Raw genomic sequence first — 23,330 nt, forward strand, 5'->3', positions numbered from 1 at the left:
CGGCGCTCCGCACGGGCTCCCGGGGCCACAGCGTTCACTGGGCGAGTTCCTCGCCGATGGCCTCGGCCGCGTCCGGCGCGTCTGGGCCGAGGTAGGGGCCGCGCCCGGACGGCCCGTACCAGGCGTACTCGGCTCTCTCACGGGCCCAGAGGACGTACAGGGTGCCCTCGCCGCGGCGCAGCAGGTAGAGGATGCTCGATCCCGCGGGGCGGATCGGCGCGATGTGCGGGGAGCGCCGTTGAACCAGTGCGGCCAGCTCGTCGAGGAGCTCGAACGCGTCGTCGCTCATGCCGCTGCCACCCTCTCGGCCGCGTTCCGCCACGGCTCGGCCGTCCCCGCCGCGACGAACACCTCGCGGGTATCACCGAGGTCGACGAGCGTTCCGCGGATGTGGCGGGTCTGCGGGTCGAGGAGGAGGTAGACGCCATCGCCGCCCTCGACGTCGAGGCGCCCGGCCGATGAAGCGGACGCGAGGGGCTCTGCCGCTTTAACCGTCCCCCCGCGCCCACGCTCGAACTCATTCACTGGTGTCGCTCCCGGACGTCGCACGAAGCGTCGTCGCGACCCTCAATGCCGCGTCGATGACGTGGTTGGCCTCGGCGATCGGCTCACCCCAGCTCGTCCAGAGCCACAGCCGCCCGCCGTCGTCCCGCCGCGGCCTGCACGTGATCGTGTCCGCGAGGCGCGGCACGTCGTCACAGCACCCCGACGCCTCCGGGTTGATCACGATCAGTTCGCGTCGCTGAAGAACCGTCTCCAGCCCGTAGACGTGAAGCCTGGACATCAGCGCCCCAAGCCGCGCGTAGGCGTCCGGGTGCTCGGGCTCCGCACTCCCGCTCATCGGCCGGCCTCCACGGCGTCCGCCTCGCGCAGCAGTTCGGCGAGCTCGTCCGCGGTGTCGGTCGCCAGCTCGGTGACGACGTTCGACCGGCGGCCCGCCTTCGGCTCCCGGATCGCCCACCATCGGCCGGTGTCGGTGTTGATGAAGTTCCAGCCGGGGAACTCGTCGACGAGGCGAGCCTTGCTCTTCTCGGCTGGCAGTTCAGGGACGGCGTGCACCATGCGCTCCCTGCGCTCGTGGCAATTGGGTCACAGACAGTGAAAGCCCTGCTGTCCGTGTCCTGGTAGGCGGATACTGGCGGCCTGAGCGGCGGACTGTTCAGGGTCCGCCCAGCAATATCCGGCGAATGGTGCACGCGGGATGAGCGACGACGAACACCCCGAGTGGGCAGTACGGATACAAACAGAACGAGAGTCCCGCGCCTGGTCGAAACCACAGATGGCGCGGGCTCTCTTCACCGCCTCCGGGGTGACGCCCACCCGACAGCAGATCGATTCCCTGGCCCGCCAGATACGCGGGTACGAGCGAGGCGAACACCTGCCTCGCGATTGGACCAGCGCCTACGCCAACGTCTTCAACATAGACGAGGACGACCTGTTCGCCACCGTCAATGCACCAGATCACGACGAGGAACGCCGGCGACTGCTCGCATGCCTAGGTCTCCTCGGCGTCGAGACCGCTTCGCGCGTTGAACCCCTAGAACCAATCCGTCAAGCCCTGACCAGTGCCCTGCCCGGCGGCGCGGAGGAGCACCTCGTTCAAGACTGGGAAGAGATCGCTTTCGAGCACGGCCACGCGTTTCTCATCACCCCGCCAGGAGACCTCCTCCCGGACCTCGCCGCCGACTTCGTCGCGCTCCTGGACACCGTCAACTCCGCCAAGCGGAACGCATTGCAGGACAATCTGTGCGGCCCGGCCGGAAAGCTGGCCGCGCTCATGGCCATGACCGTATCCAGCCTCGGCGAGCGTCGCCACGCGCGCAACTGGTGGAAGACCGCCCGGCACGCCGCGGACGCGTCCAAAGACCGTGACCTGCGAGTGTGGGTCCGTGGCTACGAGGCCATGAACGCGCTTTACGCCGCTCGTCCACTATCGGCGGTGCTCCGCCTCTCTCAGGACGCACTCAAACTCGCGAGGGGCCATGGCGGCGCGGCCGTCCTGGAGGCCATGGCCGCCCGTGCGCAGGCCCTCGCGATGATCAACGGCCGTGCCGGCGAGGCCGCTGCCGCGATGCGCGACCTGGAGGCTCAGTGGGAGCGGCTCCCCTCCGCGGCCCCCGACGACCGGCTTGCCACCGGAGCATGGCCCGAGACGGCGTTGCACCACACCGCGGCGTTCACGTACACCTACACGGGCGACACCGCCCTAGCCCAACGAGCACGGTCGGCGGCGCTAGCCCGCTACCCGGTTTCGATGCGCCGCCAGCGCGCACAGATCGAACTGCTACAGGCCACCGGCATGGTCCGAGACGGAGACGTCGTCGCGGGAGTGGAGCACGCCGGCCGCACGGTCGAAGGGCTCGCAACGGCACAACGGACGACCACGATCCAGCGGGCCGCCCACATGGTCTTGGACGCGGTGCCCGATGCTGATCTGGCCCGGCCAGCCGTGCGCGATTACCGTGACACGTTCGCGCTGCCCGCCGCCGACGAGGACTGAACCGTGCCTTACGAGGTCGCCGTCAACGTCGATGACCACCGGGCCGCACTCGACGCGCTGGACGAGCTCGCGGATCTGTACGAGCAGGTGTATGCCGAACCGCCCTACAGGTCGGCGGAGAAGTTCTCCCGCCCCCGATTCCTCGCGCGAACCCGAGACCAAGCGCTCGCGTCGGGCTTCCGCCTGGTGACGGCACGCCGGAACGCCGTGCTGGTGGGCTTCGCATTCGGGTTCTCAATGATGCCGGGCGCGTGGTGGGCGAACGCCTCACCACCGTCCCGCACGCACCTCGACGCCGATAAGTACGCGGTGATCGAGCTGGTGGTCAGCAAGCCAGAGCGCAGACACGGTCTCGGTCGGCGCATGCTAGAGCACTTGCTCGCCGGACGGCCAGAACGGTACGCCACCCTCGCCGCGGTGATCGACGCGGACGCCTATGACATGTACCTGCAATGGGGCTGGGAGAAGGCAGGCGAGTTCCGAGCGGAACCGCCGTTCTCGGATGTGCTGGTGTTGCCGCTTCACCAGGACTAGGAACCACATCCGGCTGAAGCTTGCCGTTGAGTGCACCACACGCGCGGAGCTCCGTCGTGGGCTACTCGGCGTCGAGCTCGTCTCACCGTGTACGCGTTGCGAACCCTCGTGGGGGTGATGAGGACCCCAGGGTAAAGCCGCAGGTAGTCCAGGGCTTGGGGCCGGTACTGCGGGTCGATTCTTCAGCAACCCGCCGGTTGTGCAGAAAACCCGGGGGTCCCGCTGAAACGAGGGGCGACGGGATGCAGTGTCGCAGGGATTCATCGGCCGTGCGCCCTGTTGGTCATCCCTGGCATGCGGTCCAGACGCGCCGGTCCTATTGAAGACGTCCACAAGGGCGACGGCGTCCTCAGGACGTGGAAGCTGGTGGCCGGGCCCCCGGGTGCGCGCCTTCAACCCGAGGTCCCGGTGTCAGGGGGGCGGCAGCCCCAGCGCCCCGCGCAGGCTCCCGGGGCCGCAGCGTTCACAGGGCGAGTTCCTCGCCGACGGCCTTGGCGGCCGATAGCGCGTCCGGGCCGAGGCAGGGGCCACGCCCGTCCGGCCCGTACCAGGCGTACTCGGCCTGCTCGGAGTCCCAGAGGACGTACAGGGTGCCCTCACCGCGGCGCAGCAGGTAGAGGATCCGCGACCCGGTGGGACGGATCGGCGCGATGTGCGGGAAACGCCGCTGAACCAGTGTGGCCAGCTCGTCGAGCCGCTCGAATGCGTCGCTCATGCCGCTATTCGCTCCGCGGCGTCCCGCCACGGCTCGGCGGTTCCGGGCTTGACGAACACTTCGCGCTTCTCGCCACGCGGTGTCCGGCAGCGCCACCAGCCGTCACCGAGGTCGACGAGGGTGCCGCGGATGTCGCGCGTCAGCGGGTCGACGAGGAAGAAGACGCCGCCGGCGTCCTCGACGCCGAACCGCTGGATCGGTGAAGCGGACGCGGGGAATCTGCCGCCTTACCCGTCCCCCCACGCCCACGCTCGAACTCACTCACCGGCGCCGCTCCCGGACGTCACCGCACGAAGCGTCGTCGCGACCGCCAGGGCCGCGTCGACGATGTGGTTCGCCTCGGCGATCGGCTCGCCCCAACTCGTCCAAAACCACAAGCGCCCGCCGTCGTCCCGGCGCGGCCTGCACGTGATCGTGTCCGCGAGGCGCGGGACGTCGTCACAGCAGCCCGGCTCTTTCGGGTTGATCACGATCAGCTTGCGCCGCTGAAGCGTCGTCTCCAGCCCGTGGGCGTGAAGCCTCGACATCAGCGCCCCGAGCCGCGCGTAAGCGTCCGGATGCTCGGGCTCGGGGCGGTCGTCTGTCTCCATGGGCGTCTCCTGCTATGTACGGTGGCTTTCCGGTCACTGCAAGTGAACTGGTGGCAGGGGGCGCAGGTCAGCGTGATAATCGCGGAATCAGGCGGAGGCGAGCCCACGCCTTCGCGGAAATCCGGCCGAGGTGCATCGCAACATGTCCGCCGAAAACCCACGAGATGGCGCACGGTTGCGCGCCGAGCGCAAGAAGCGGGGCCTGGTCGTCGCCGACCTCGCCGCACTGTTCCGCGAGGTCGCCCCCGCCCGCGTCGCCGCCCAGTTGCCCACGCGCAAGAACATCGAACGGACCATCCGCGGCCACGAGTCCGGCGAGCACTCCGTGGGACCCCGCTACCGGCTCCTGTACGCCGCCGCACTGGAGATCCCCGAGGACGAACTGTTCGGCGATCAGGCATCGTTACCGGGTTCGCCGTGGCGTGATGACACCCTCGACGGCGCGTTCACACCCGATGACGAACAACGGCTCGTGGCGGCATCGCGGCGGCCGGCGCGCACTGACCTGGCCGTCGTCACGTCGCTGGCCGCGGTGCTGGCTGCTCAACGGCGCCTCGAAGACATCATCGGGTCCGACGCGCTTCTCGCTCCGGTACGAGAGCAACTCGCCACCGTCGAAGAACTCGTCCGGGGGGCACGCGGCTCGATCCGCCCCAAGGTGATGGACGTCGCCGCACAGTGGGCCCAGTTCGCCGCGTGGCTCAATGCTTCCAGCCGCCGCCTGGACGAGGCCGAACACCTCTATGACAGGGCGATCGTCTGGGCCACCGAAGCAGACGCACCAGACATGACCGCCACCGCGTGGAGCATGAAAGGGCATGCCGCCTGGTTGCGGGGAGCGGTGGGTCCCATGATCGGCCTGTCCCAGGTCGCGGCCGGGGAAGGCCGGGCGAGCGCCGGTGTCCGGGCGCTGGCGGCACAGCAGGAAGCGCGAGGCCACGCCATCAGCGGAAACGCGGACCGGACAGAACGCGGGCTGGATCTCGCTCACGTGCTGACAACGGAGGCCGCCGAGCGGCCGGACCAAGAACCGCCGTGGATCTACTTTTTCAACCCCGAGCTGCTGACCATGCAGCGGGCCCGCGCCTACCTCTACCTCGCCGACCGCACGGAGACCGCCGTGACACTGCTGAAAGCCGGGCTCGCCGGGATGCCCGCCGAGACGCGGCGCTCGGAATGGTGCGCCTACTATCTCGGCGACCTGGCGCGGGCCTATCGGACGCTGCACGAAGACACCGAAGCAGACCGCATCCTCGACGAGGTCGAGACGATCGCGGGACAGACCGACTCAAGTCCCCTCCGGCACCTGGTAGCCGGGCTGCGCTGAAGCGCAACGTACCGGGCCCAGTCTCGTTCACGTGCTCCTCCACCTGACTTGAGTGGGTCCAAGCCCCAGACGGCCGAGAGCTCCGTGTGGGAGATCAAGGACGCTTGCGAGCAACTGCGGGAGGTCACTGGATGAGCGACATGGAGAGGGTGCTCAACACCGGTGGGCACAAGGACGCGACGTTCCATCTCGCCGGGACAAAGGTGATCGTCCTGACCGACGACGATGGGCAGACCTGGCTGTGCCGCCGCGACGATGGCGTGGGCGAGTCCGCGACGCGCATGAACCGTGTCGCGGCACTGGAGGAGTTCGCGGCCGCGCTCGCCGAGGTTCTCGCGACGGGAGACGTGACACCGCGCCATCACGCCCGGGACGCATGCGGCCAACACCGCGGATAGACCTGCTTCACGCCGTCGCGCAGAACGGCCCGGCGCGGCGTTTTCGGGCTGGCCGCACCGTCCATCGGCGGTCTCGTCGCTGCGTGGAAGGACTGGAACAGCGAGCAGATCTCTGGAGCCGGCTGGCCCACCCATGAGCGAACTGGTCCGGTTCCGCACGCCGTGAGCGGCGTGGCGAGGCGTCGGCGATGCTGGCCGCGATTCTGCAGCAGGCCGCGCACGGGCACGCCCGCGACCGTGCCGAGGCGACATGCCACGTCGCCATTGACGAGGCGCTCACGTTCGCCGCGGCGGACGAGTCCGCGGACGCGAGTGCCGGTCACGGGTCGTTCTGCACACCAGCCTATCTGGAGATGCAGCGTGGGCGGTGTTGGTCGCAGCTCGGCCGCCCGGAACGGGCGATCCCAGCATTCGCGATTGCGCTTGAGGGGCTGCCCTCCTCCTATCAGCGGGACCGCGGTCTCGCTCATGCAGCACTCGCCGAGGCCTACCTTGCGGACGACCAGCCCGAGCGGGCCGCGCTCGCCGCGGGCGACGCCCTGGTGATCGCGCAGGACGTCGGCTCGGCGAGAATCTGCGGCATGGTCTCCACCGTCGTCGCCGGCTTGCACGCGCATGCCCATCTGCCCCCCGTCGCCGGGCTGCTCGCGCAAATCGCTGAGGACGCGTGATGCCCACGCCGAGTGAAGCTGCCGCGATGCGGCGTGCGATCGCGCTGTCAGCGTTCGGGCTCGGCCGGACCAGCCCGAACCCGCCGGTCGGGTGCGTCGTCCTGGACGCCGCCGGTGCCGTGGCCGGCGAGGGTTACCACCTGCGGAAAGGGGACGCGCACGCCGAGGTCAACGCGCTCGCTGCCGCCGGTGACCGCGCCCGGGACGGTACCGCCGTGGTGACGCTCGAACCCTGCAACCACACCGGCCGCACCCCACCGTGCCGTCAGGCCCTGCTCGACGCCGGGGTAGCCCGGGTGCTGATCGCGGTGATGGACCCGACCTCACGCGGGGACGGAGGCGCCTCCGTCCTGCGTGCCGCCGGAGTCGAAGTCGAAATCGGCGTATTCGAGGGCGAGGCCCTCACAGTGCTCGGCACGTGGCTGGCCGCGACGCTGGCGGGTCGTCCGGTCGTGGCGTGGGCGTACGAGCTGCACGGCGCGACCCTCCGGGCGCTGCCCGGCGAGTTGCTCGCGGCCGAAACGCTACGGCTGCGCGCTGACGCGATCTTGTTCGAGGACGGTCGGGTCACCGAGGCCGTACCGGACTCGCACGGACCCGGCATCCTCCGCCTGCGAGACGTCGACCCTATGGAACCGGCTGCCGCACTCAACGTGCTTTACAGCGGCGGCGTCCGCTCGCTATTGCTGTCGGGTGGCGTCGGCCTCGGCGAGTCGTTCGCCGCTGCGGGGCTGGTCAACCGGATCGTCGCCCACGTCAGCGCAGCGGGCCCGTCGTCGCCGGGGTATGCGGCCCTGCCGTTCCCCGTGCTGCCGCCCGGGTTCCAGGTGACCGCTACGCGCCGCGAGGCGGCCGCGGTCCGGCTGGAAGCCGAGCCGGACAAGATCGTCTGAGAGCGCGCCCTACTGATCGTTTCAGAATGAGATCGGTGTGTCGGCCGGTAATTGATGATCTTCGCAGCCAAGGGTGTGCCGTGGTCACGGGTGTCATCTCCGCTGTCTCCCGGTGTGGCCACCTATACGTGTTGGATCTCGGGGCCTCACAATCTCGACAAGTACCGTTGGACGACCCGCGCATCTCGGATCTGCTGACGCTGGGCCGGCGAATCTGGGCCGGGCAGCCGTCCATGGAGTTGCCGCACGTTGCCGTTGCGGCGTGCACCGTCACCGGTGACATCGCCCGCGTCAGCCGCGACGAGCTTGAAGGCGACAGGGACCGGGCGGCGCTCGGCCGGGAGCTCGGCAACCTGACTCTTTCTGGCGTGCGCTGGGCATCGGACTTGGGTTTCGATCCGGCCGAATGTGTGGCAGCCGCGGCGGAGGCACAGCGTCGATACGTCGAGTCGCGGGCGTCCGAGAGGCGGGACATGGGCACGAGTCCACCGGCTGCCGGCGACTCCGCCGGAACATCGGAGCGGTGCGGCCGGACGTCGAGCGCGTCCGCCCCCGCCCCGGCCTGGTTCCGCCAACGCGGGCGGCGGCGCTCACAGAGCGGGCAATCTGAGGGTCCGGCCGATGGTCTCGGCCGCCTGCTCTGCCGTCGCGCCGACCTGCTCGTCGTGGTCGGGTTCGCCGTACCAAACCGTACGCCTCTACAAGCGGCCACCACAGCACGTACCGGGGCCTGGCACCTCGGCGGATCAGGTACACCCCCACCACCCGGGCGAGTGGCATGAACGCCGAGGACGGGGAGCTCGCTCAGTCCCCGCTTGCGGGAGCCTGGCGTTGTGGGGCGGGCCCAGCTCGTCTCTATCCGGCGAGGACGATGTGTTCGGCGGCTCCGTGTTCCCACCGGCGGTGCACGTCGCCCAGCGAGCGAGCCTGTCGTCACACGCCTGGGTGGCCAAGCGGGCGGCGGCGTCTTGGCGGGCTTGGATAGGCCCGTCGCCGCCGGTCACGGCGGGATCGCACGCCCCGGGGCTCGATGAGCCGGGCCCGCGGGAATCAGGAGGCCGACCCGGTCGGTGCGGGGGGCGTGCCGCGATCGCAGTGATCGTCGAAGGACGGGGCTGTGGAGGGGGCGTTGTCGGCGGCTGCCGAGCGCGCGGCCGGCTGGGTGCTGCCTGCGCTCGGCCGCCGCGCTCGTCAGCTGGGAACCTTGACGCTCGCCCCGAACTCGAAGGTGCGGGTCTGGGTGGGGATGACCCGGCCGATGACGGCACCGGCGCAGTCGGGCTGGCCGTAGATGGTGACGATGGTGTTGGTGTTGTTGATGACGATCAAGGGACGGATGGTGCCGTTGTAGCACCCCTGGCGTGGATTGGTGTAGGTCGTAGGGACGATGGTGAGGGTCCCGAGGGCGGCAAAGGCCGGGACGGCGTTCCGGTGGGCGGGGTTCACTGGGGCGGCGTGCCCTGGAGCGGCCAGAGCGGTGACCGGGGCCAGACCGAGACTGAGCGGCGCGGCTACGGCCGAGACGATGAGACGTGCCCATGATCTATGCATCTGTTCTCCTGTTGCTCGTCAGGGAGTGGGACGGGCCCACGTGGGCCGATCTTCGTTGATCACGAGGTCTGCTCTCGCGAATCGGAGATTGCGGCGACTTCAGAGATATCACCGCGAGTGCCGATACAGATACTTACCGTGAGGAGGTGTTTCGGTCGCAGGCTTTCGAGACGCCGCCGACGCCCTGGGGCCATCGAGCAGGAAAAGCGAAGCCGGGACTCAGGCAGACCCCTGCCGATGACAGTGAATTCAGGTCACGCGGCGCCCGGACGGGGAGAATGAGCGTAGCCAGGGAATCACATTCCGCAACTTTCCCCCAGAAATGGACCGATGCCCATGAACCCCCCAGAACAACCCAAATGGGCCACTCGCCTTGAATTCGAACGCAAAAGCCGCGGTTGGGGCAAGTGGGAGACCGCGCGGCGCCTTCTGAAGGCCAAGGGGAACACCGCACCGACCACTTTGCAGGTCAAGACCACGGCCCGCATGGTGGTCCACCATGAACGCGGCAATTTCTATCCGGCCGCCTACGGCACCCTCTATGCCATCATCTACGAGACGACCCGAGAGGACCTGTTCGGCGACGAGTCGGACGATCAACCGTACAAGGCATCGGGCCGCCCTATCAACGGCATGCCCGGCGGTACCGTGGATCGGAATCCAACTCCCGAAAAAGAGGCCGGCGACTACTGTGGGGATCTCCTCCAGGACGCTCTTGCCTTAGCCGCAGGCGCCACTGTCGCGCCCGCCCTCGCTGACCTTCCTCAAAGAGGGCGGGACGAAGAAGTTCGCCCACTCGGCGCGAGCGTCTCCCGAGCGATGATCGATGACTGGGAGAACGCCTATGACGTCCACGCCGCCAGTTATCGATACGACCCTCCCATCGTCGTCCTGGCCGCCCTCGCGGCGGACTGGACCGAGATCGCGCCCCACCTCCGCCGGGCACGGCCGGACGCGGCGGGCCGCGATCTCGCGCATGCGGCCGCCCGGCACGCCTTCTTGATCGCTGGTGGGCTCACAGAGCTCGGGGAGCGTCGTCACTCGCGACGATGGTGGGCCACGTCCCGGCGGCTCGCGGACGAATCACGAGATCGAGATCTCGCGTCACAGGCCCGCAGCTGGGAGGTGACCACGCGGCTTTCCGACGACCGCGAAGATCCCCAGGGCCTCGTTCCGCTCGCTCAGGAAGGGCGGCGCCTCGCGGGAACCCGCCCGACGTTCTCTCTGATCTATGCGGTGGCCGTCGAAGCCGAGATGTACGCGGCGGCCGGAGACCTTCGACGCGCCTTGACCACGATCCATGAGGTCGAAGCACTCTTCGAAAGGCTTCCGGCAGCAGGCCGGCATTGGGGCGAGGATCGCTTGCGGTACGTCCAGAGTCAGATCTACTCCTGGCTGGGCGATATGAAGCGCGCCGGCGAGGCTCAGGACGCCGCCCACGCCTGCTTCCGGCCAGGTGATTTCAAGACGGTTCAACTCAACCTGCATAGGCCCATTCTCCACGCGCGAACCGATCCGGAAGAGGCGCTCGGCCAAGCGCTCGCCATCATCGACGCGCTTCCACAGGAACGGCGCATCGCGCGAGTTCAGTCGAATGCCCGGCGCGTCCTCACCGTGCTCCCAGAAAAGGCGCGGGTACTTCCGGCGGCCCGGGAGCTGCGCGCCCTGACCACGAGCCAAAGCCGTAGTACCGCATTTCTCTGACCGCACCGGAGCCCCGTCGATCACTCGACGGGGCTCCGGTGCGCTTGGGCCCTGTCCGGCGCGTCGAACAGTGGGCCCGGTGGTCACAGCCGAGCACGTTCCATTTCACACGGGCGATGCGCGCCGGGCGGGCCGGGTTTCGTTCACCCGAACGCGAGACGGACGCGACTTCTGCCCAGAGTGTCATCCCGATGAACTTCCATGCCCATTGCCAAGGACGACACGTTCGTCCCATGCGAGCGCTGCCACCCTGAGGTCCTGATCAACAGGAACTTTGACATGACATCAACCCGCTCGGCGTCAAGGGATGGCAAAGGATTCGCCAGTGAGTCTGGGCTTCGATTGGACTTTCAACACGGCCGTCTCTCTCCTCAGCATCGCGATCCCGCTCGCGGCGTTCGTCTGGGAGTTCGTCGTCGTCCGCCGGAAACGGATCGGCTTCCGCGTGCAGATGGACACGCTGGCCACGGACACGGCCCACGCGCCGCACGCCAACGTGCTCGCCCGGATGCGGCAGAACGGCAGAGAACTGATCGAGCCCTCGTTCGTCCTGCTGCGCGTCGAGAACGCCGGATGGATGCCGATCGTCGAGGACGACTACCTGACCTCCCAGTTCGACCGGACGGGCATACGGGTCACGTTCCGGAACCGCAAGGTCGTCGGAATGGCGGTCACCGAGCTCAGCCAGCCCGAACTGCGCTACTTCTTCGTCATGGGGACGGGCGACGACGAGACCATGGCGGCCGAGGGCTTCGAGATCGGCCAGGAGGGCGACTCGGGCGTCATCAACCTGCCCAAGGTCAAACTCAATCCCCGCGCGCACTACAAGGTGCTGGCGGTGCTGGAACGCCAGGCCGGCAACCCCGGCGACACGTTCCCGGACCCGGTCTTCAGCGCCGACGTCAGCGGACGGCACATCCGCTGGCTCGGCTGGCTCGCCCAGCTCAAGATCGCCCAGACCGAGAGCCACACGTTCGCCTCCAGGCCGGCGAAGCTGGGCATCGGCCTCCTGGCGACGGCGGTGCTCGCGCAGGCGACCCTCGCGTTGTTCTGGAGCGAGAATCCTCCTCCGCTGGACTGCGTCGGCGGCACGCTGCACCTGCACGGCTCCACCGCCTTCAAACCCGCGATCACCAAGGCCGCCCAGAAGTACGTGCAGTTGTGCAAAGGGAGGGGGGCCGGCATCCCCATTGACGACGGGACGTTCCGGGGCAGCACCGAAGGTCTCGGCGAGTTGGAGAGGGCCGGAGACAAAGCCGGGAAGTCGGGCACCACCGGACTTGGTGACCACATCACCTTCACCGACGGCGAGGCGGCCCCCGGCCACCCGCAACTCTTGTCCCGACCCGTCGTGCTCTCGCTGTTCACTCTCGTGACCCGCCCGGACCAAAAGGTCAAGAGTCTGACCCTCCAGCAGATCCGCGACATCTACGCCGGGACGACCAGGGATTGGTCCGATGTGCGCGGCAAGCCCGGCGCGATCCATCTCATCGGCCGGAGCTCCGGCTCTGGAACCCGCACGACCCTGGTGGAACGCGTCCTGAACCACAAAGAGACACCCCCGCCCACCACGCGCGACTGCGCCGCACTCAAGCGGGACCAGCCCGGTGCTTGTGAGGTCGACACCACGGAGGCTCTGCTGCAAGAGGTCGCCAAGCACCCCAACAGCATCGGCTACAGCGAGGTCAGCAGTGCCATGACCGCCAAGGGCGTCGTCCGGCTCGCCATCGACCAGGCCCCGGCGACGCTCACCGGCATCAAGGACGGTAAGTACCCCTACTGGCAGGTGGAGTTCGCCTACACCTACGGCGAACTGCCCGCCGGCTCCATCGCCGCCGCCTTCCTGCGCTATCTCACCGATCAGGGCGGCAAGGACATCCTCCGCGAACTCGGCAACCGTCCCTGCCTGGAGACCGAGTATCCGCTGAAATGCACGCCGTCCTGACGCGGGCCGCAATCGCTGAAGAAAGGAGCTGTTGGCAGCCGACCAAAGTGGTTATGACCCCCGCCCGGTTCACCAAAGGGTGAGCCGAAAGTCGATCACCGTTGCCATCACGGCCCATGGCATGCCCCCCGCCATCACCACGTGCCCGCCCGTACAGAGCTCGCTCCCAAATCCTTCATGGGCGCACGATGAAGAAGATCAGCGGAACGGTGGCCGTCGCGGTCACCGCGCCGCACCGGCGGCAGACCAGGCCCAAGCCCGCCTCAGCCCGGGTTCCTGCTCATGTCGTACTTGAACAACTTGTGCCTGGAGGTCCGGGACGGCAACGGCGGTAACGGCGCGATGGCCGACATCTGGGGATGCGCGAACGAGGCGTCCAAACTCTGGGCCTTCAACGGCAACGGACCGATCCGCAGCGACCTCGGAAAGTGCCTGGACATCGTCGCCGCCAACAAGGGGGTCGGCGCCGGGGTGAACATGGTCGACTATCACGACGACTGGCGGGCCCAGCAGTGGAGATGGGACGGGTCGCAGATCATCAGCAAGCTGAGCGGCCTCTGCCTGCAGATCTCGGCCGCGAACAGGGATGTCGGTGCCGCCGTCGAGGTGTGGGGTCGCAACGGGGGCGGCCACCAGCAGTGGCACCCCGTGGTATGACGCCCGTGTGAGCTTCCCGGGGTGCGGCGGGCCTTCCGGCGCGGGCGGGCGCGGCGGGCGGGACGCACCTCGGGAGGCCCGCTCCGGCCTTGTGCGGTCACGACACCGCACGAGGCCGGAGCGGGCGGCTTCGCGATGAACCCTCTGTCTCTCGCGAGAACCTCGCGTGAGCCCCGGCGCTCGCTCCGCGGCCCGGTCGTCCGTGATGTCATCATTCATTCGGGTGGTTCCGGAGTGAGAGGCGGCGGCGTCAGGGGTGGTCGGTCGGGGGGCGCGCAGGCGCGAGCAGATTCTGGTGGACGGGGATGAGCTCCTGGCGGCCGTCCGGATGTTCACGGCGAATGACGCGAGAGCCGTCGAGGACATTCGCGTGGCGCGGGATTCTCTGCGTGAGAGCGATGTGCGGGAACGGCTCGCCGCCATTCCCCTGGCGCGCATCAAGGACGCCGTTCAGGGCACCTTGCGGCTCGCGCCGTTCGAGCGGGCCGAGCTCTCCACCGTGCTGGACGTGCTGGAGAGCAGCCCTCGGGAGCTTCAAGCGCTGCCGGGGATTGGGGCACGGACCGCGCGCCAAGTCCATGGGGCGGCCGAACGTCTCGCCGCGACCGCGGCGAAGACGGCGGGGCTGAGGATCGACGCGGAGCGGCGGGACGCGGCGTCGACGGCGCTGGTCGTCGCGCTGTACCGGCTGCTGAGGGTGGGCCCCGACCTGCCTCGGGCGCGCGACGTCGCCGGCCTGGACGGACGGCTCGCCCCTCTGCTCCACGACGGGCGGGCCGCGTGGGCGCACCGGCTGGTGACGCGGGCGGAGTGGCGGAGGCGACGGCGGGCGCGGGCGGCGGCCCGGGAAGTCGCGGAGATTTTGGCCGCGCACGACCCGGACACCGCGTCGATGCTGACGCGGGCGGCGGCCGAACTGCTGCGGGAGGTCCCGGTGGAGGAGGCGTGGCTCGACTACGAGCGGCGCGCAGCCGAGTACCGGACGCTCCTGGCGGAGCCGGGCACGGTGGATCCGGGCACGGTGGCGCCGGGGCCGGATCCCGCCGAGGGGTTCCTGCCGGAGGGGCTCGCGGCACGGGTGCGGGCCCAGCCGCTGGACGGCGCGTACCTGCGGGCGCCGCTGCGGCCCTACCAGGAGTTCGGGGCGCGGTTCGCGCTGACGCGGACGCGGGTGATCCTCGGGGACGAGCGGGGGCTCGGCAAGACCGCCCAGGCCATCGCGGTGATGGCGCATCTGCGGACGGAGGGGCCGAGGCACTTCCTCGTCGCGTGCCCGGCGAGCGGGCTCGTCAACTGGACGCGGGAGATCGGGGAGCGCAGCACCCTGACCCCCTACCGGCTGCACGGTCCGGCGAAGGCGGCGGAGCTGGACAGGTGGGTCCGGGGCGGCGGCGTCGCGGTCACGACCCTGGACACGCTGGCCTCCCTCGGCGACCCGAAGATCAGGCTCGGCGTGCTGGTCGTGGACGAGGCGCACCTCCTCAAGGATCCCGCGAGCCGCCGGGCCAAAGCCGTCGCCTGGTGGCGCAGGAGGGCGAACCGGGTGCTGTACCTCACCGGCGCGCCGCTGGAGAACCGTGTCGCGGAGTTCCGCGCTCTGGTCGCCCACCTGCGGCCCGAGTCGCTGCCGAGGATCCGTCCGGGCGACGCGGTCGTGGGATCGCGGGCGTTCCGGACGGCGGTCGCGCCCGTCTACCTGCGGCGCGACCGGCGGGACGTGCTCGCCGAGCTGCCCGAGGCCGTGCACGTGGACGAGTGGGTGGAGTTCGGCGCGGCCGACCGCGCGGAGTACCGGCGGGCGGTGGCGGGCGGCGACTTCACCGCGATGCGGCGCGTGGCGTACGCCGTCCCGGCGGGTTCGGCGAAGCTCGGCCGGTTGCTGGAGCTTCTCGGGGAGGCGGCGGAGGACGGGCGCAAGGTCGTGGTGTTCTCCTGTTTCCGGGAGGTCCTCGCCGCCGTGCGGGAGGCGGTGCCGGACGCCCGGGGGCCGCTGGACGGGGCGATGGCGGCGGACCGGCGGCAGGCGGCGGTGGACGCGTTCGCCGCCGAGGCCGGGCACGGGGTGCTGCTGGCGCGGATCGGGACGGGCGGTTCCGGGCTCAACCTCCAGGCCGCCTCGGTCGTCGTCATCTGTGAGCCGCAGGTGACGCCGGCCCTGGAGGCGGAGGCGGTCGCCGGCGCGCACCGGCTAGGGCAGGCGCTGCCGGTGCGGGTGCACCGGCTGCTCACGCCGGAGAGCGTGGACCAGCGGATACGGGAGCTCACACGGCCGCCCGGCGGACACGCGCCGGCCGGTCGGGTCCCGGACGCGGTGGACGTCACCGAGCAGGCCCTCGCCCGGCGGATCGTGGAGGAGGAGCGGGACCGGCTCGGGAGCGCCTGATCGGGGCGGGGAAGAACCGGCGGCCGGGGTGTGTTTCGATGTGCGGACATCAGCGCGATCTAGGGAGATGGCATGGCCGAGGTGAGGGTGGAGCGCACCGAGGACGGGTTCCAGGCCGTCAACGCGCGCGGCGCGCGGGTCGCGATCGGCGACGGCGACACGACCGGCGTGTTCACGCCGGTGGAGCTGCTGCTGGCGGCGCTCGGCGGCTGCGAGCTGGTCACCGTGGAGCCGCTGACCTCCCAGCGGGGGCACCGGATGGCGCGGCTCGCAGCGACCGTCCAGGCGGACAAGGTCGCCACCAGCACCCTCGGCACGATCACGATCACCTATGACGTCGAGCTGCCCGCCGGAGACGACGAGGCCGCGGACGTCCTCTCGGCGGTGGCCGCGCGGGTGCACGAACGGTACTGCACGGTCGGCAACGCGCTGAAGGAGCCGATGAAGGTCGAGCAGGTCATCGAGACGTCCTGACGGCCGGCGGCGCGGGGCGCCGAGGGGGCGTCCCGCGCCGCCGGCGCGCGCCCGCCCGGTCACGGGATCAGCGTCCGGTCGCGCCGTCGATCAGTTCGCGGATGATGTCGGCGTGCCCGGCGTGCCGGCCGGTCTCCTCGATCATGTGGGCGAGGGCCCAGCGGACGCTGGGCGCCGGGCGCCCCGGGCGCGGCCGGGGAAGGGGCGCACCGAGATCGGCGCACCCGTCCAGCACCTCGTCGGCACGACGGACGGCTTCCCGGTAGCGGGTGACGACGTCTGTCACGGTGTCGGACGGTGAAACCTGGAAGGTGGCCTGCCAGTCGGCGACCTCCTCGCCCAGGAAGATCGCGCGTTCCACGGAGGTCAGGTGGTGCAGCAGGCCGAGCAGGCTGGTGCCCGAGGGCACCGCGGCCTCCCGCACCCGGGGCTCTGGGGCGTCCTCGACCTTCGCGGCGATCGAGGTCCGCAGGTAGGCCAGGAAGCCGCGCAGGACCTCGGCCTCACCGCCCGCGGTCCGGGGCGGTGGGGTGTCACGGCGTTCTCCGCCGGGCATGGGCGTCCTCCTCGTGCTCGGTGGGTGCCCAGTCTCACCGGGGACGGCGAATCCGGCACGTGAACTTGCCGTTCTGGCAAGTTCGGCCACATCGCCGCGCGACGAGCGCACCGAACGCGGGGCTCAGCCGCAGGTGGTGCCCGGTGCCGGGACGGTGCCTTCGAGGAGATAGGCGTCGACGGCGCGCTGGACGCAGGGGTCGCCCGTGTCGTAGGCGCCGTGCCCCTCGCCGCGGAGGGTGAGCAGGGCCGCCTTGCCGCCGAGCTCCCGGGTCAGCGCCGGGGCCCACGCGTAGGGGGTGGCCGGGTCGCCGGTGTTGCCGACGACGAGGATCGGCGCGGCGGACGGGGCGGCGGTCTCGCGGGCGGCGTCGTCGCCCGCGACCGGCCAGCCAGTGCACTGCAGCAGGCTCCACGCCAGCGCCGGGCCGAAGACCGGTGAGGCGGCGCGGAACCTGGGCAGCAGCCGCCGGACGTCGGCCGGGGTGTGCCGGGCGGTGCCGTCCGCGCAGGTGATCGCGGTGTTGGCGGCGGACAGGTTGGAGTAGGTCCCGTCCTCGCGGCGGCCGTTCTGCAGGTCGGCGAGGCGGAGCAGGAGGCCGCCGTCGCGCCGGGTGACGGCGTCGACCAGCCCCTGGGCGAGCATCGGCCACGACTCCCGCGAGTACAGGGCGGCGGTGACGCCGGCGGTGCCGAGGCTCTCGGTCAGCCGGCGGCCGCCGCGGGCGGGCAGCGGGTCGCGGTCCAGACCGGCGAGCAGCCGCCCGACGGTGGCGGCGACGGCCGGGCCGCCGGTGCCCAGCGGGCAGGCGCGACGGCCGAGCGCGGCGCACGCGGCACCGAAGACGCCGAGCGCGCGCTGGAACGCGGCGGCCTGCTGGAGGCCGAGGTCCACGGTGCTGATCCTGGTGTCGACGGCGCCGTCGAGGACGGCGCGCCCGACGTTGCCGGGGAGCTGGTGGGCGTAGCTGCCGCCGAGCCAGGTGCCGTAGGAGATCCCGAAGTAGTGCAGGTGCCGGTCGCCGACGGCGGCGCGGATGGCGTCCATGTCGCGGGCGGCGTTGAGGGTCCCGACGTGGGGCAGGAGGCGACCGGCGTGGGCGGCGCACTCCCGGTTGTAGGCGAGCGCGCCGTCGATGTACGCCTTCTCTTCGGTGGCGTCGTCGGGTGAGGAGTCCCGGGCGGCGAGCGCGTCCATTCGTCCGGGCCCGACGCAGGTGACGGGGGCGCTGCGGCCGACGCCGCGGGGATCGAAGCCGACAAGGTCGTAGCGGGTGTTCAGGTGCCGGTACTGGCCCGCGGCCAGAGCGAGCGTGTCCACGCCGTCCCCGCCGGGGCCACCGAAGTTGAACAGCAGCGAGCCGATCCGGTGACGCGGGTCGGTGGCCGGGACGCGCAGCAGCGCGAGCCCGACCGTCTCACCGGACGGCTTGGCGTAGTCCAAGGGGACCCTGAGCGTGGCGCACCGGAACCCTGAGGAGTTCGGGGGCCGGGGCCTGGGCAGTGAGGTGCAGGGCCTCCAGCCGAGCGGGCGCGGTGCGGGCGCGGGCTCCGCGCGGGTCCCGGCGGAGGCGGTCCCCGGGACGGAGACGTTCACCGAGGCGCGCGGGCGATCGGGTCCGCCGCCGCAGGAGATCAGACCCGTGGCGGCCAGCACCGTCGCGCATACGGTGGTGCGGAGCACCGCCTCGCCCGGTACCCACCCCTCAAGTGGCATTCGTCCCTCCGTTCAGCCGACGGGGGGCGCTCGTGATCTACCCACCGGCTCCCGGACCGATGCCTGATCAGGCCGAGAGGCTCCACCCACGGGTGGCCACTTCCAGGTGTAGGTACCCCGGGGCCCCTCCCCCGAAAGTCCGGAGGCCGCGTCGGGGTCGTACTACTCAGGTCTGAGATGAAGACCATTCGTCGCGGTGATCTCATACAGGGGGCCTCGCGGCAAAGATAGGTAGCATGGCCCAAATCGCCCCCCCAGCGGCCCTCCGCCGCCGAGCCGACCCGGCCCGGCACGGCGCGTCGCGACAGCCGGCCGCGACGACGCGGCGCCGGGTGCTCACCGCACCGCCGGTGTGGCGCGAGCTCATGCTGATCGTGCTCTTCTACACCGGTTACACGCTGACCCGCATCGTCCTGGTCCAGGACGGCACCGGGGGGGCGTTCGCCCACGCGGGGGACGTCCTCCGCCTGGAACGGTTCCTGGGGATCGACAGTGAGCTGGGCCTGAACCAGATGCTGCTGAACGTGCCGTGGCTGGCGCGGACGGCGAACATCTTCTACGCCACGATGCACTTCATCGTGACGATCGGCGTCGTCGTCTGGCTGTACCGCTACCGGCCGCAGGAGTACCGCTGGCTGCGCACCTCGATCATGGTGGCCACCGGCATCGCGCTGCTCGGCTTCTGGCTGTACCCGCTGGCGCCGCCGAGGTTCCTGCACAGCGAGGGCTTCGTCGACCCGGTGACCGCGCTGCACTCGCTCGGCCTGTACGCCAGCGACGCGTCCGGGAGCCTGACCAACCAGTACGCGGCGATGCCGTCGATGCACGCGGGCTGGGCGCTGTGGTGCGGGTTCATCATGGTCAAGCTGACGACGCGGCGATGGGCCAAGCTGCTCGGCGTGCTCTACCCGGCGACGACGGTGTTCGTGATCCTGTCCACCGCCAACCACTACGTGCTGGACGCGGTGGCGGGCATGGCGCTGATCGGCGGTGCCCTCGGCCTCTCGTGGCTGCTGTACACGCGCTGCCCGCGGTGGATCCTGGACGCGCGGAGCCGCCTGCGGCGGCGGCTGACGCACCGTCCCGAGCGGTCCTCCGGGGCCGCGCGCAGGGAGTCGGTCCCGGCCGGGCGTGCGTCGGAGTCGCGCATCTGAGATCCTGGGGACGTGGCCTGGTCGGCACGCGTCCCACGGACCGGCCGCGGCGACGGCGACGCGGCCGGGGAGGCCCCTGCGGCCCGGTTCCCCGCCGCGCCTCCCGCCCTCGCCTCCGCTCCCCCCTCGGGCGCGACGGACTCCGCCGCCCGGGCGCTCCGCCGCTCCCGCGCTTCCGGTAGGCCCCCGCTGTGGCGCGAGCTCCTGCTGGTCGCCGTCTGCTATCTGGCCTACGAGATGGTCAGGAACCTGGTCCCGGCGGACCCCGCGACGGCGGCGCACCGGGCCTACGAGCTCCTCGGCGTGGAGGACGCCCTCCACGCCGACGTCGAGTACGACCTGAACCGGACGTTCGTCGCGCACGCGTGGCTGGCGATCGGCGCGAACTACTTCTACGCCACGATGCACTTCATCGCGACCATCGGCATCCTCTTGTACCTGTACATAAGGCGACCGGAGCGCTACGGCGAGTACCGGACGCTGCTGTTCGCCACGACCGTCCTGGGCCTCGCCGGATTCTGGGCCTTCCCGCTCGCGCCGCCCAGGATGCTGCCCGGCTTCACCGACACCGTGACGGCCTTCGGAACATGGGGGATCTACGGCTCCGGGCCCGGCGCCTCGGTCTCCAACCAGTACGCCGCGATGCCGTCCATTCACACGGCGTGGTCGCTGTGGTGCGCCATGGTGGTCATCGGCGTCGCCAGGCGGCGCCTCGTCAAGGCCGTCGCCCTCCTGTACCCGGCCGCGACCATCGTCGTGATCATGGGGACGGCGAACCACTTCCTGCTGGACGCGGCCGGGGGCGCTGTCACGCTCGCCGCGGGCCTGGCCGTGGGCCGCGGCGCGTTCCTGGTGAAGGCGCGGGCCCGCGCGCCGGGTCAGCCCCCGGCCCCGTAGAACACCCGGTCGACGACCGCGCGGGCCCGGCGGGCGTGCCTGCGGTAGTCCTCCAGGAGATCGCCCGTGCCGGGGTAGTCCAGCACCCGCGCCACCGCGCTGCGCTCACGGTGGTGGTCGGTCGGCAGCAGGTCGGACGCCCGTCCCCGCACCAGCATGATCGAGCCGCGGATCCGGGTGGCCAGGCACCACGCCCGCGCGAGGACATCCGCGTCGTGCCCGTCCAGCAGGCCCGCGCGCACGGCCGCGTCCAGCGCGGCCAGGGTCCGGGTCGTGCGCAGCTCCGGGACGTCGTGGGCGTGCCTGAGCTGCAGGAGCTGCGCCACCCACTCCACGTCCGAGAGGCCGCCCGGTCCCAGCTTGATGTGCAGCCGCCGGTCGACGCCGCGCGGCAGCCGCTCGGACTCCATCCGCGCCTTCAGCCGCCGGATCTGCCGGACGGCGTCCTCGCCGATGCCGCCCTCGGGGAAGCGGATCGGGTCGATCAGCGCGCCGAACCGCGCGCGCAGCCCCGGGTCGCCGATGATCGGGTCGGCGCGCAGCAGCGCCTGCGCCTCCCACGGCTCCGACCAGCGCGCGTAGTAGGCGGCGTAGGACGCCAGCGTCCGCACCAGCGGCCCCTGCCGCCCCTCCGGGCGCAGGTCCGGGTCGATGTCCAGCGGCGGGTCGGGGGCGGGCAGCGCGAGCAGCCGCCGCAGCTCCTCGGCCACCGCGTGCGCGGCGCGGCCCGCCTGCCGCTCGTCCGCGCCGGGACGCGGGTCGTGCACGAACATGACGTCGGCGTCGCTGCCGTAGCCGAGCTCATGACCGCCGAAGCGGCCCATCGCCACCACGGCCATCCGGGTCGGCAGCGGCTCCCCGCGCGCCGTCTCGACCGCGGCGACCGCGGCCAGCAGCGCGGCCTCGACGGCGACGGCCGCGATGTCGGTGAGGGCCTCCCCCACCGTCCGGACGTCGGTGAGCCCGAGCAGGTCGCCGACCGCCACCCGGAACAGCTCCCGGCGGCGCAGCCCGCGGACGACCGCGACCGCCTCCTCCGCCGGAGTCGCCTTGGGGCCCGCCGGAACTCGCGCCGCGACGCCCGCCGGAGCGCGTGCCGCGACGCCCCGCGCACCGGCCGTCGCGGTACCGGTCGTGGAGCCCGCCTCCGGGCCATCCTCAGCGGCCTGCGCCTCGGGGACGGTGTGCCGGCGGACGGCGGCGAGCGCCTCGGCGCGCAGGGCCGCCAGCGGCCGCGGCGCCAGCTCCGCGGCGCTGCCGAGCGTCCCGACCGCCTCGGGGGCGCGCAGCAGCAGGTCCGTCGCGTAGCGGCTGGAGCCGAGCACCCACGCCATCCGCTCGGCCACCGTCACCTCGTCGCGCAGCAGCCGCAGGTACCAGGGGGTCGTCCCGAGCGCGTCACTGACCCGCCGGAACCCGAGCAGCCCGGCGTCGGGGTCGGGCGTGTCGGCGAACCAGCCGAGCATCACCGGCAGCAGCGTCCGCTGGATCGCCGCGCGCCGCGACACCCCGGCCGTCAGCGCCTCGATGTGCCGCAGAGCGCCCGCCGGGTCGGCGTAGCCGAGCGCCTCCAGCCGGACCCCGGCCGCCGCCGGGGTGAGCCGCGCCTCCTCCCCGGGGAGCCGCGCCACCGCGCGCAGCAGCGGCCGGTAGAACAGCTTCTCGTGGATGCGGCGCACCTCCCGCGCGTGCCGCCGCCACAGCGCGGTGAACTCCCCCACCGGGTCGGTGCGCAGGCCGAGCGCCCGGCCGAGCCGCCGCAGGCCCGCCTCGTCGTCGGGCACCAGATGGGTGCGGCGCAGCCGGTGCAGCTGGGCGAGGTGCTCCACCCTCCGCAGGAACCGGTAGGCGGACGCGAGCGCCGCCGCGTCGTCGCGGCCGACGTACCCGCCGCGCGACAGGTCGGCCAGCGCGTCCAGCGTGGTGGGGCTGCGCAGCGACTCGTCGGCCCGGCCGTGCACGAGCTGGAGCAGCTGCACCGCGAACTCGACGTCGCGCAGGCCGCCCGGCCCGAGCTTGAGCTGCCGCTCGGCCCCGGCGCCGCGGCGGCCGAGGTCGGCCTCGACCCGGCGGCGCATCGCCTGGACGTCCTCGACGAAGCTCTCGCCCTCGGCGGCGTGCCAGACGATCGGCGTGATCATCTCCAGGTAGCGGCGGCCGAGCCCGGCGTCGCCGGCGACCGGCCGGGCCTTCAGCAGCGCCTGGAACTCCCAGGTCTTCGCCCACCGCTCGTAGTAGGCCCGGTGGCTGGGAAGCGTCCGCACGAGCGGGCCCGCCTTGCCCTCGGGACGCAGCGCCGCGTCCACCTCCCAGAGCGCGCCCTCCCGGGTGCTGGCCGAGCACGCCCGCATCGTCGCCGCGGCCAGCCGGGTCGCGACGCCCAGCGCGGCGTCCTCCGGCTCCCCCTCGCGCGCCTCCGCCACGAACACCACGTCCACGTCGCTGACGTAGTTGAGCTCGCGGCCCCCGCACTTGCCCATCCCGATGATCGCGAGGCGGCAGCGGCCGTGCCCGGGAACCTGCGCGCGGGCCGTCGCGAGCCCGGCCGTCAGCGCGGCGGCGGCGAGGTCGGCCAGCTCGGCGGCGACCTCGGCGACGTCGGCGACCCCGATGAGGTCGCGGCCGGCCAGCGCGAGCAGCCGCCTGCGGTAGGCGACGCGCAGCG

22 protein-coding genes and 1 pseudogene are annotated in these 23,330 nt (G+C 71.4%); 13 read left to right on the forward strand and 10 right to left on the reverse strand.

From position 1 onward, the window contains the following. Window positions 1-34 precede the first annotated feature (34 nt). Genes E1291_RS16185 through E1291_RS16200 form a run of 4 tightly spaced genes read right to left on the reverse strand, consistent with a single transcriptional unit; the run spans window position 35 to window position 1,062 of the window. On the reverse strand, window positions 35-289 hold the full coding sequence (locus E1291_RS16185) for a hypothetical protein (RefSeq protein WP_131738635.1): 255 nt from the start codon (window positions 287-289) through the stop codon (window positions 35-37). Next, entirely contained in the window at window positions 286-525 is a 240-nt protein-coding gene (locus tag E1291_RS16190; protein WP_131738636.1) for a hypothetical protein, read from the reverse strand. Before E1291_RS16190 ends, E1291_RS16185 begins: the two co-directional genes overlap by 4 nt. Further along, window positions 518-841 carry a hypothetical protein gene (locus tag E1291_RS16195; protein ID WP_131738637.1) on the reverse strand — a complete coding sequence of 108 codons (324 nt, stop codon included), beginning with the start codon at window positions 839-841 and terminating at the stop codon, window positions 518-520. The genes E1291_RS16190 and E1291_RS16195 overlap by 8 nt, the downstream gene beginning before the upstream one ends. Continuing rightward, a complete protein-coding gene (locus E1291_RS16200) occupies window positions 838-1,062 on the reverse strand; it encodes a hypothetical protein (RefSeq protein WP_131738638.1) in 225 nt (74 codons plus the stop codon). The genes E1291_RS16195 and E1291_RS16200 overlap by 4 nt, the downstream gene beginning before the upstream one ends. A 139-nt stretch (window positions 1,063-1,201) precedes the next feature. Here E1291_RS16200 and E1291_RS16205 point away from each other — a divergent pair, with 139 nt between their 5' ends. Continuing rightward, a complete protein-coding gene (locus tag E1291_RS16205; RefSeq protein ID WP_131738639.1) occupies window positions 1,202-2,500 on the forward strand; it encodes a helix-turn-helix domain-containing protein in 1,299 nt (432 codons plus the stop codon). A 3-nt stretch (window positions 2,501-2,503) separates the two neighbouring features. Next, window positions 2,504-3,034: a GNAT family N-acetyltransferase gene (locus tag E1291_RS16210; protein ID WP_131738640.1), complete on the forward strand. Its 531-nt coding sequence runs from the start codon at window positions 2,504-2,506 to the stop codon at window positions 3,032-3,034. Between the two features lie 463 nt (window positions 3,035-3,497). On the opposite strand, the gene E1291_RS16215 is transcribed toward E1291_RS16210, so the two are convergent. Next, on the reverse strand, window positions 3,498-3,749 hold the full coding sequence (locus E1291_RS16215; RefSeq protein WP_131738641.1) for a hypothetical protein: 252 nt from the start codon (window positions 3,747-3,749) through the stop codon (window positions 3,498-3,500). Between the two features lie 257 nt (window positions 3,750-4,006). Continuing rightward, window positions 4,007-4,339 carry a hypothetical protein gene (locus E1291_RS16220; RefSeq protein ID WP_131738642.1) on the reverse strand — a complete coding sequence of 111 codons (333 nt, stop codon included), beginning with the start codon at window positions 4,337-4,339 and terminating at the stop codon, window positions 4,007-4,009. 142 nt (window positions 4,340-4,481) lie between these two features. On the opposite strand from E1291_RS16220, the gene E1291_RS16225 reads away from it, so the two are divergent. The 4 genes and pseudogenes from E1291_RS16225 to ribD all read left to right on the forward strand — a co-directional run bounded on the left by E1291_RS16225 (window position 4,482) and on the right by ribD (window position 7,628). After that, entirely contained in the window at window positions 4,482-5,666 is a 1,185-nt protein-coding gene (locus E1291_RS16225; RefSeq protein WP_131738643.1) for an NsdA family TPR-like regulatory protein, read from the forward strand. A gap of 131 nt (window positions 5,667-5,797) precedes the next feature. Beyond that, complete coding sequence (locus E1291_RS16230; RefSeq protein ID WP_131738644.1) at window positions 5,798-6,064, forward strand: hypothetical protein; 267 nt, start codon at window positions 5,798-5,800, stop codon at window positions 6,062-6,064. A 161-nt stretch (window positions 6,065-6,225) separates the two neighbouring features. After that, a pseudogene (locus tag E1291_RS16235) lies at window positions 6,226-6,735 on the forward strand (NsdA family TPR-like regulatory protein); the annotation flags it as partial. Continuing rightward, entirely contained in the window at window positions 6,735-7,628 is an 894-nt protein-coding gene (gene ribD, locus E1291_RS16240; RefSeq protein ID WP_131738646.1) for a bifunctional diaminohydroxyphosphoribosylaminopyrimidine deaminase/5-amino-6-(5-phosphoribosylamino)uracil reductase RibD, read from the forward strand. The pseudogene E1291_RS16235 and the gene ribD, both read left to right, overlap by 1 nt. Before the next feature lie 1,191 nt (window positions 7,629-8,819). Here ribD and E1291_RS16245 read toward each other — a convergent pair. Continuing rightward, on the reverse strand, window positions 8,820-9,179 hold the full coding sequence (locus E1291_RS16245) for a hypothetical protein (protein ID WP_131738647.1): 360 nt from the start codon (window positions 9,177-9,179) through the stop codon (window positions 8,820-8,822). A 336-nt stretch (window positions 9,180-9,515) separates the two neighbouring features. Between E1291_RS16245 and E1291_RS16250 the strand changes: the two genes are divergently transcribed. The 5 genes from E1291_RS16250 to E1291_RS16275 all read left to right on the forward strand — a co-directional run bounded on the left by E1291_RS16250 (window position 9,516) and on the right by E1291_RS16275 (window position 16,342). Beyond that, window positions 9,516-10,883, forward strand: coding sequence for a hypothetical protein (locus E1291_RS16250; protein ID WP_131738648.1), 1,368 nt, complete (start codon window positions 9,516-9,518; stop codon window positions 10,881-10,883). Between the two features lie 325 nt (window positions 10,884-11,208). Next, entirely contained in the window at window positions 11,209-12,828 is a 1,620-nt protein-coding gene (locus E1291_RS16255; RefSeq protein ID WP_207400761.1) for a substrate-binding domain-containing protein, read from the forward strand. 291 nt (window positions 12,829-13,119) lie between these two features. Then, entirely contained in the window at window positions 13,120-13,485 is a 366-nt protein-coding gene (locus E1291_RS16260) for an RICIN domain-containing protein (protein ID WP_165495135.1), read from the forward strand. Window positions 13,486-13,855: 370 nt separating this feature from the next. Then, window positions 13,856-15,868, forward strand: coding sequence for a DEAD/DEAH box helicase (locus tag E1291_RS16270; RefSeq protein ID WP_242614193.1), 2,013 nt, complete (start codon window positions 13,856-13,858; stop codon window positions 15,866-15,868). Window positions 15,869-15,940: 72 nt separating this feature from the next. After that, the gene (locus tag E1291_RS16275) at window positions 15,941-16,342 is read left to right on the forward strand and encodes an OsmC family protein (protein ID WP_131738651.1); all 402 of its coding nucleotides are present in this window, start codon (window positions 15,941-15,943) and stop codon (window positions 16,340-16,342) included. 67 nt (window positions 16,343-16,409) lie between these two features. On the opposite strand, the gene E1291_RS16280 is transcribed toward E1291_RS16275, so the two are convergent. Both E1291_RS16280 and E1291_RS16285 read right to left on the reverse strand, forming a co-directional pair. Continuing rightward, a complete protein-coding gene (locus E1291_RS16280; protein ID WP_131738652.1) occupies window positions 16,410-16,898 on the reverse strand; it encodes a DinB family protein in 489 nt (162 codons plus the stop codon). 123 nt (window positions 16,899-17,021) lie between these two features. Next, entirely contained in the window at window positions 17,022-18,614 is a 1,593-nt protein-coding gene (locus E1291_RS16285; protein ID WP_131738653.1) for an alpha/beta hydrolase, read from the reverse strand. Between the two features lie 236 nt (window positions 18,615-18,850). Here E1291_RS16285 and E1291_RS16290 point away from each other — a divergent pair, with 236 nt between their 5' ends. Further along, window positions 18,851-19,768 (forward strand): phosphatase PAP2 family protein, encoded by a 918-nt coding sequence (locus E1291_RS16290; RefSeq protein ID WP_242614194.1) that lies wholly within the window; start codon window positions 18,851-18,853, stop codon window positions 19,766-19,768. Window positions 19,769-19,780: 12 nt separating this feature from the next. Then, window positions 19,781-20,665: a phosphatase PAP2 family protein gene (locus tag E1291_RS16295; protein WP_242614195.1), complete on the forward strand. Its 885-nt coding sequence runs from the start codon at window positions 19,781-19,783 to the stop codon at window positions 20,663-20,665. On the opposite strand, the gene E1291_RS16300 is transcribed toward E1291_RS16295, so the two are convergent. Next, window positions 20,647-23,330, reverse strand: a 2,684-nt coding sequence (locus E1291_RS16300; protein WP_131738654.1) for a bifunctional [glutamine synthetase] adenylyltransferase/[glutamine synthetase]-adenylyl-L-tyrosine phosphorylase, incomplete at its 5' end; no start/stop codon positions are given. The two genes, E1291_RS16295 and E1291_RS16300, sit on opposite strands and share 19 nt — an antisense overlap.

The organism is Actinomadura roseirufa (assembly GCF_900659635.1).
GTDB classification, from domain to species: Bacteria; Actinomycetota; Actinomycetes; order Streptosporangiales; family Streptosporangiaceae; genus Spirillospora; species Spirillospora roseirufa.

Coding starts and splice junctions, on each gene's coding strand:
- ribD (WP_131738646.1), top strand. CDS start 6,735: ATGCCCACGCCGAGTGAAGCTGCCGCGATGCGGCGTGCGATCGCGCTG.
- E1291_RS16200 (WP_131738638.1), bottom strand. CDS start 1,062: ATGGTGCACGCCGTCCCTGAACTGCCAGCCGAGAAGAGCAAGGCTCGC.
- E1291_RS16250 (WP_131738648.1), top strand. CDS start 9,516: ATGAACCCCCCAGAACAACCCAAATGGGCCACTCGCCTTGAATTCGAA.
- E1291_RS16185 (WP_131738635.1), bottom strand. CDS start 289: ATGAGCGACGACGCGTTCGAGCTCCTCGACGAGCTGGCCGCACTGGTT.
- E1291_RS16245 (WP_131738647.1), bottom strand. CDS start 9,179: ATGCATAGATCATGGGCACGTCTCATCGTCTCGGCCGTAGCCGCGCCG.
- E1291_RS16205 (WP_131738639.1), top strand. CDS start 1,202: ATGAGCGACGACGAACACCCCGAGTGGGCAGTACGGATACAAACAGAA.
- E1291_RS16280 (WP_131738652.1), bottom strand. CDS start 16,898: ATGCCCGGCGGAGAACGCCGTGACACCCCACCGCCCCGGACCGCGGGC.
- E1291_RS16195 (WP_131738637.1), bottom strand. CDS start 841: ATGAGCGGGAGTGCGGAGCCCGAGCACCCGGACGCCTACGCGCGGCTT.
- E1291_RS16290 (WP_242614194.1), top strand. CDS start 18,851: ATGGCCCAAATCGCCCCCCCAGCGGCCCTCCGCCGCCGAGCCGACCCG.
- E1291_RS16230 (WP_131738644.1), top strand. CDS start 5,798: ATGAGCGACATGGAGAGGGTGCTCAACACCGGTGGGCACAAGGACGCG.
- E1291_RS16215 (WP_131738641.1), bottom strand. CDS start 3,749: ATGAGCGACGCATTCGAGCGGCTCGACGAGCTGGCCACACTGGTTCAG.
- E1291_RS16285 (WP_131738653.1), bottom strand. CDS start 18,614: ATGCCACTTGAGGGGTGGGTACCGGGCGAGGCGGTGCTCCGCACCACC.
- E1291_RS16225 (WP_131738643.1), top strand. CDS start 4,482: ATGTCCGCCGAAAACCCACGAGATGGCGCACGGTTGCGCGCCGAGCGC.
- E1291_RS16275 (WP_131738651.1), top strand. CDS start 15,941: ATGGCCGAGGTGAGGGTGGAGCGCACCGAGGACGGGTTCCAGGCCGTC.
- E1291_RS16220 (WP_131738642.1), bottom strand. CDS start 4,339: ATGGAGACAGACGACCGCCCCGAGCCCGAGCATCCGGACGCTTACGCG.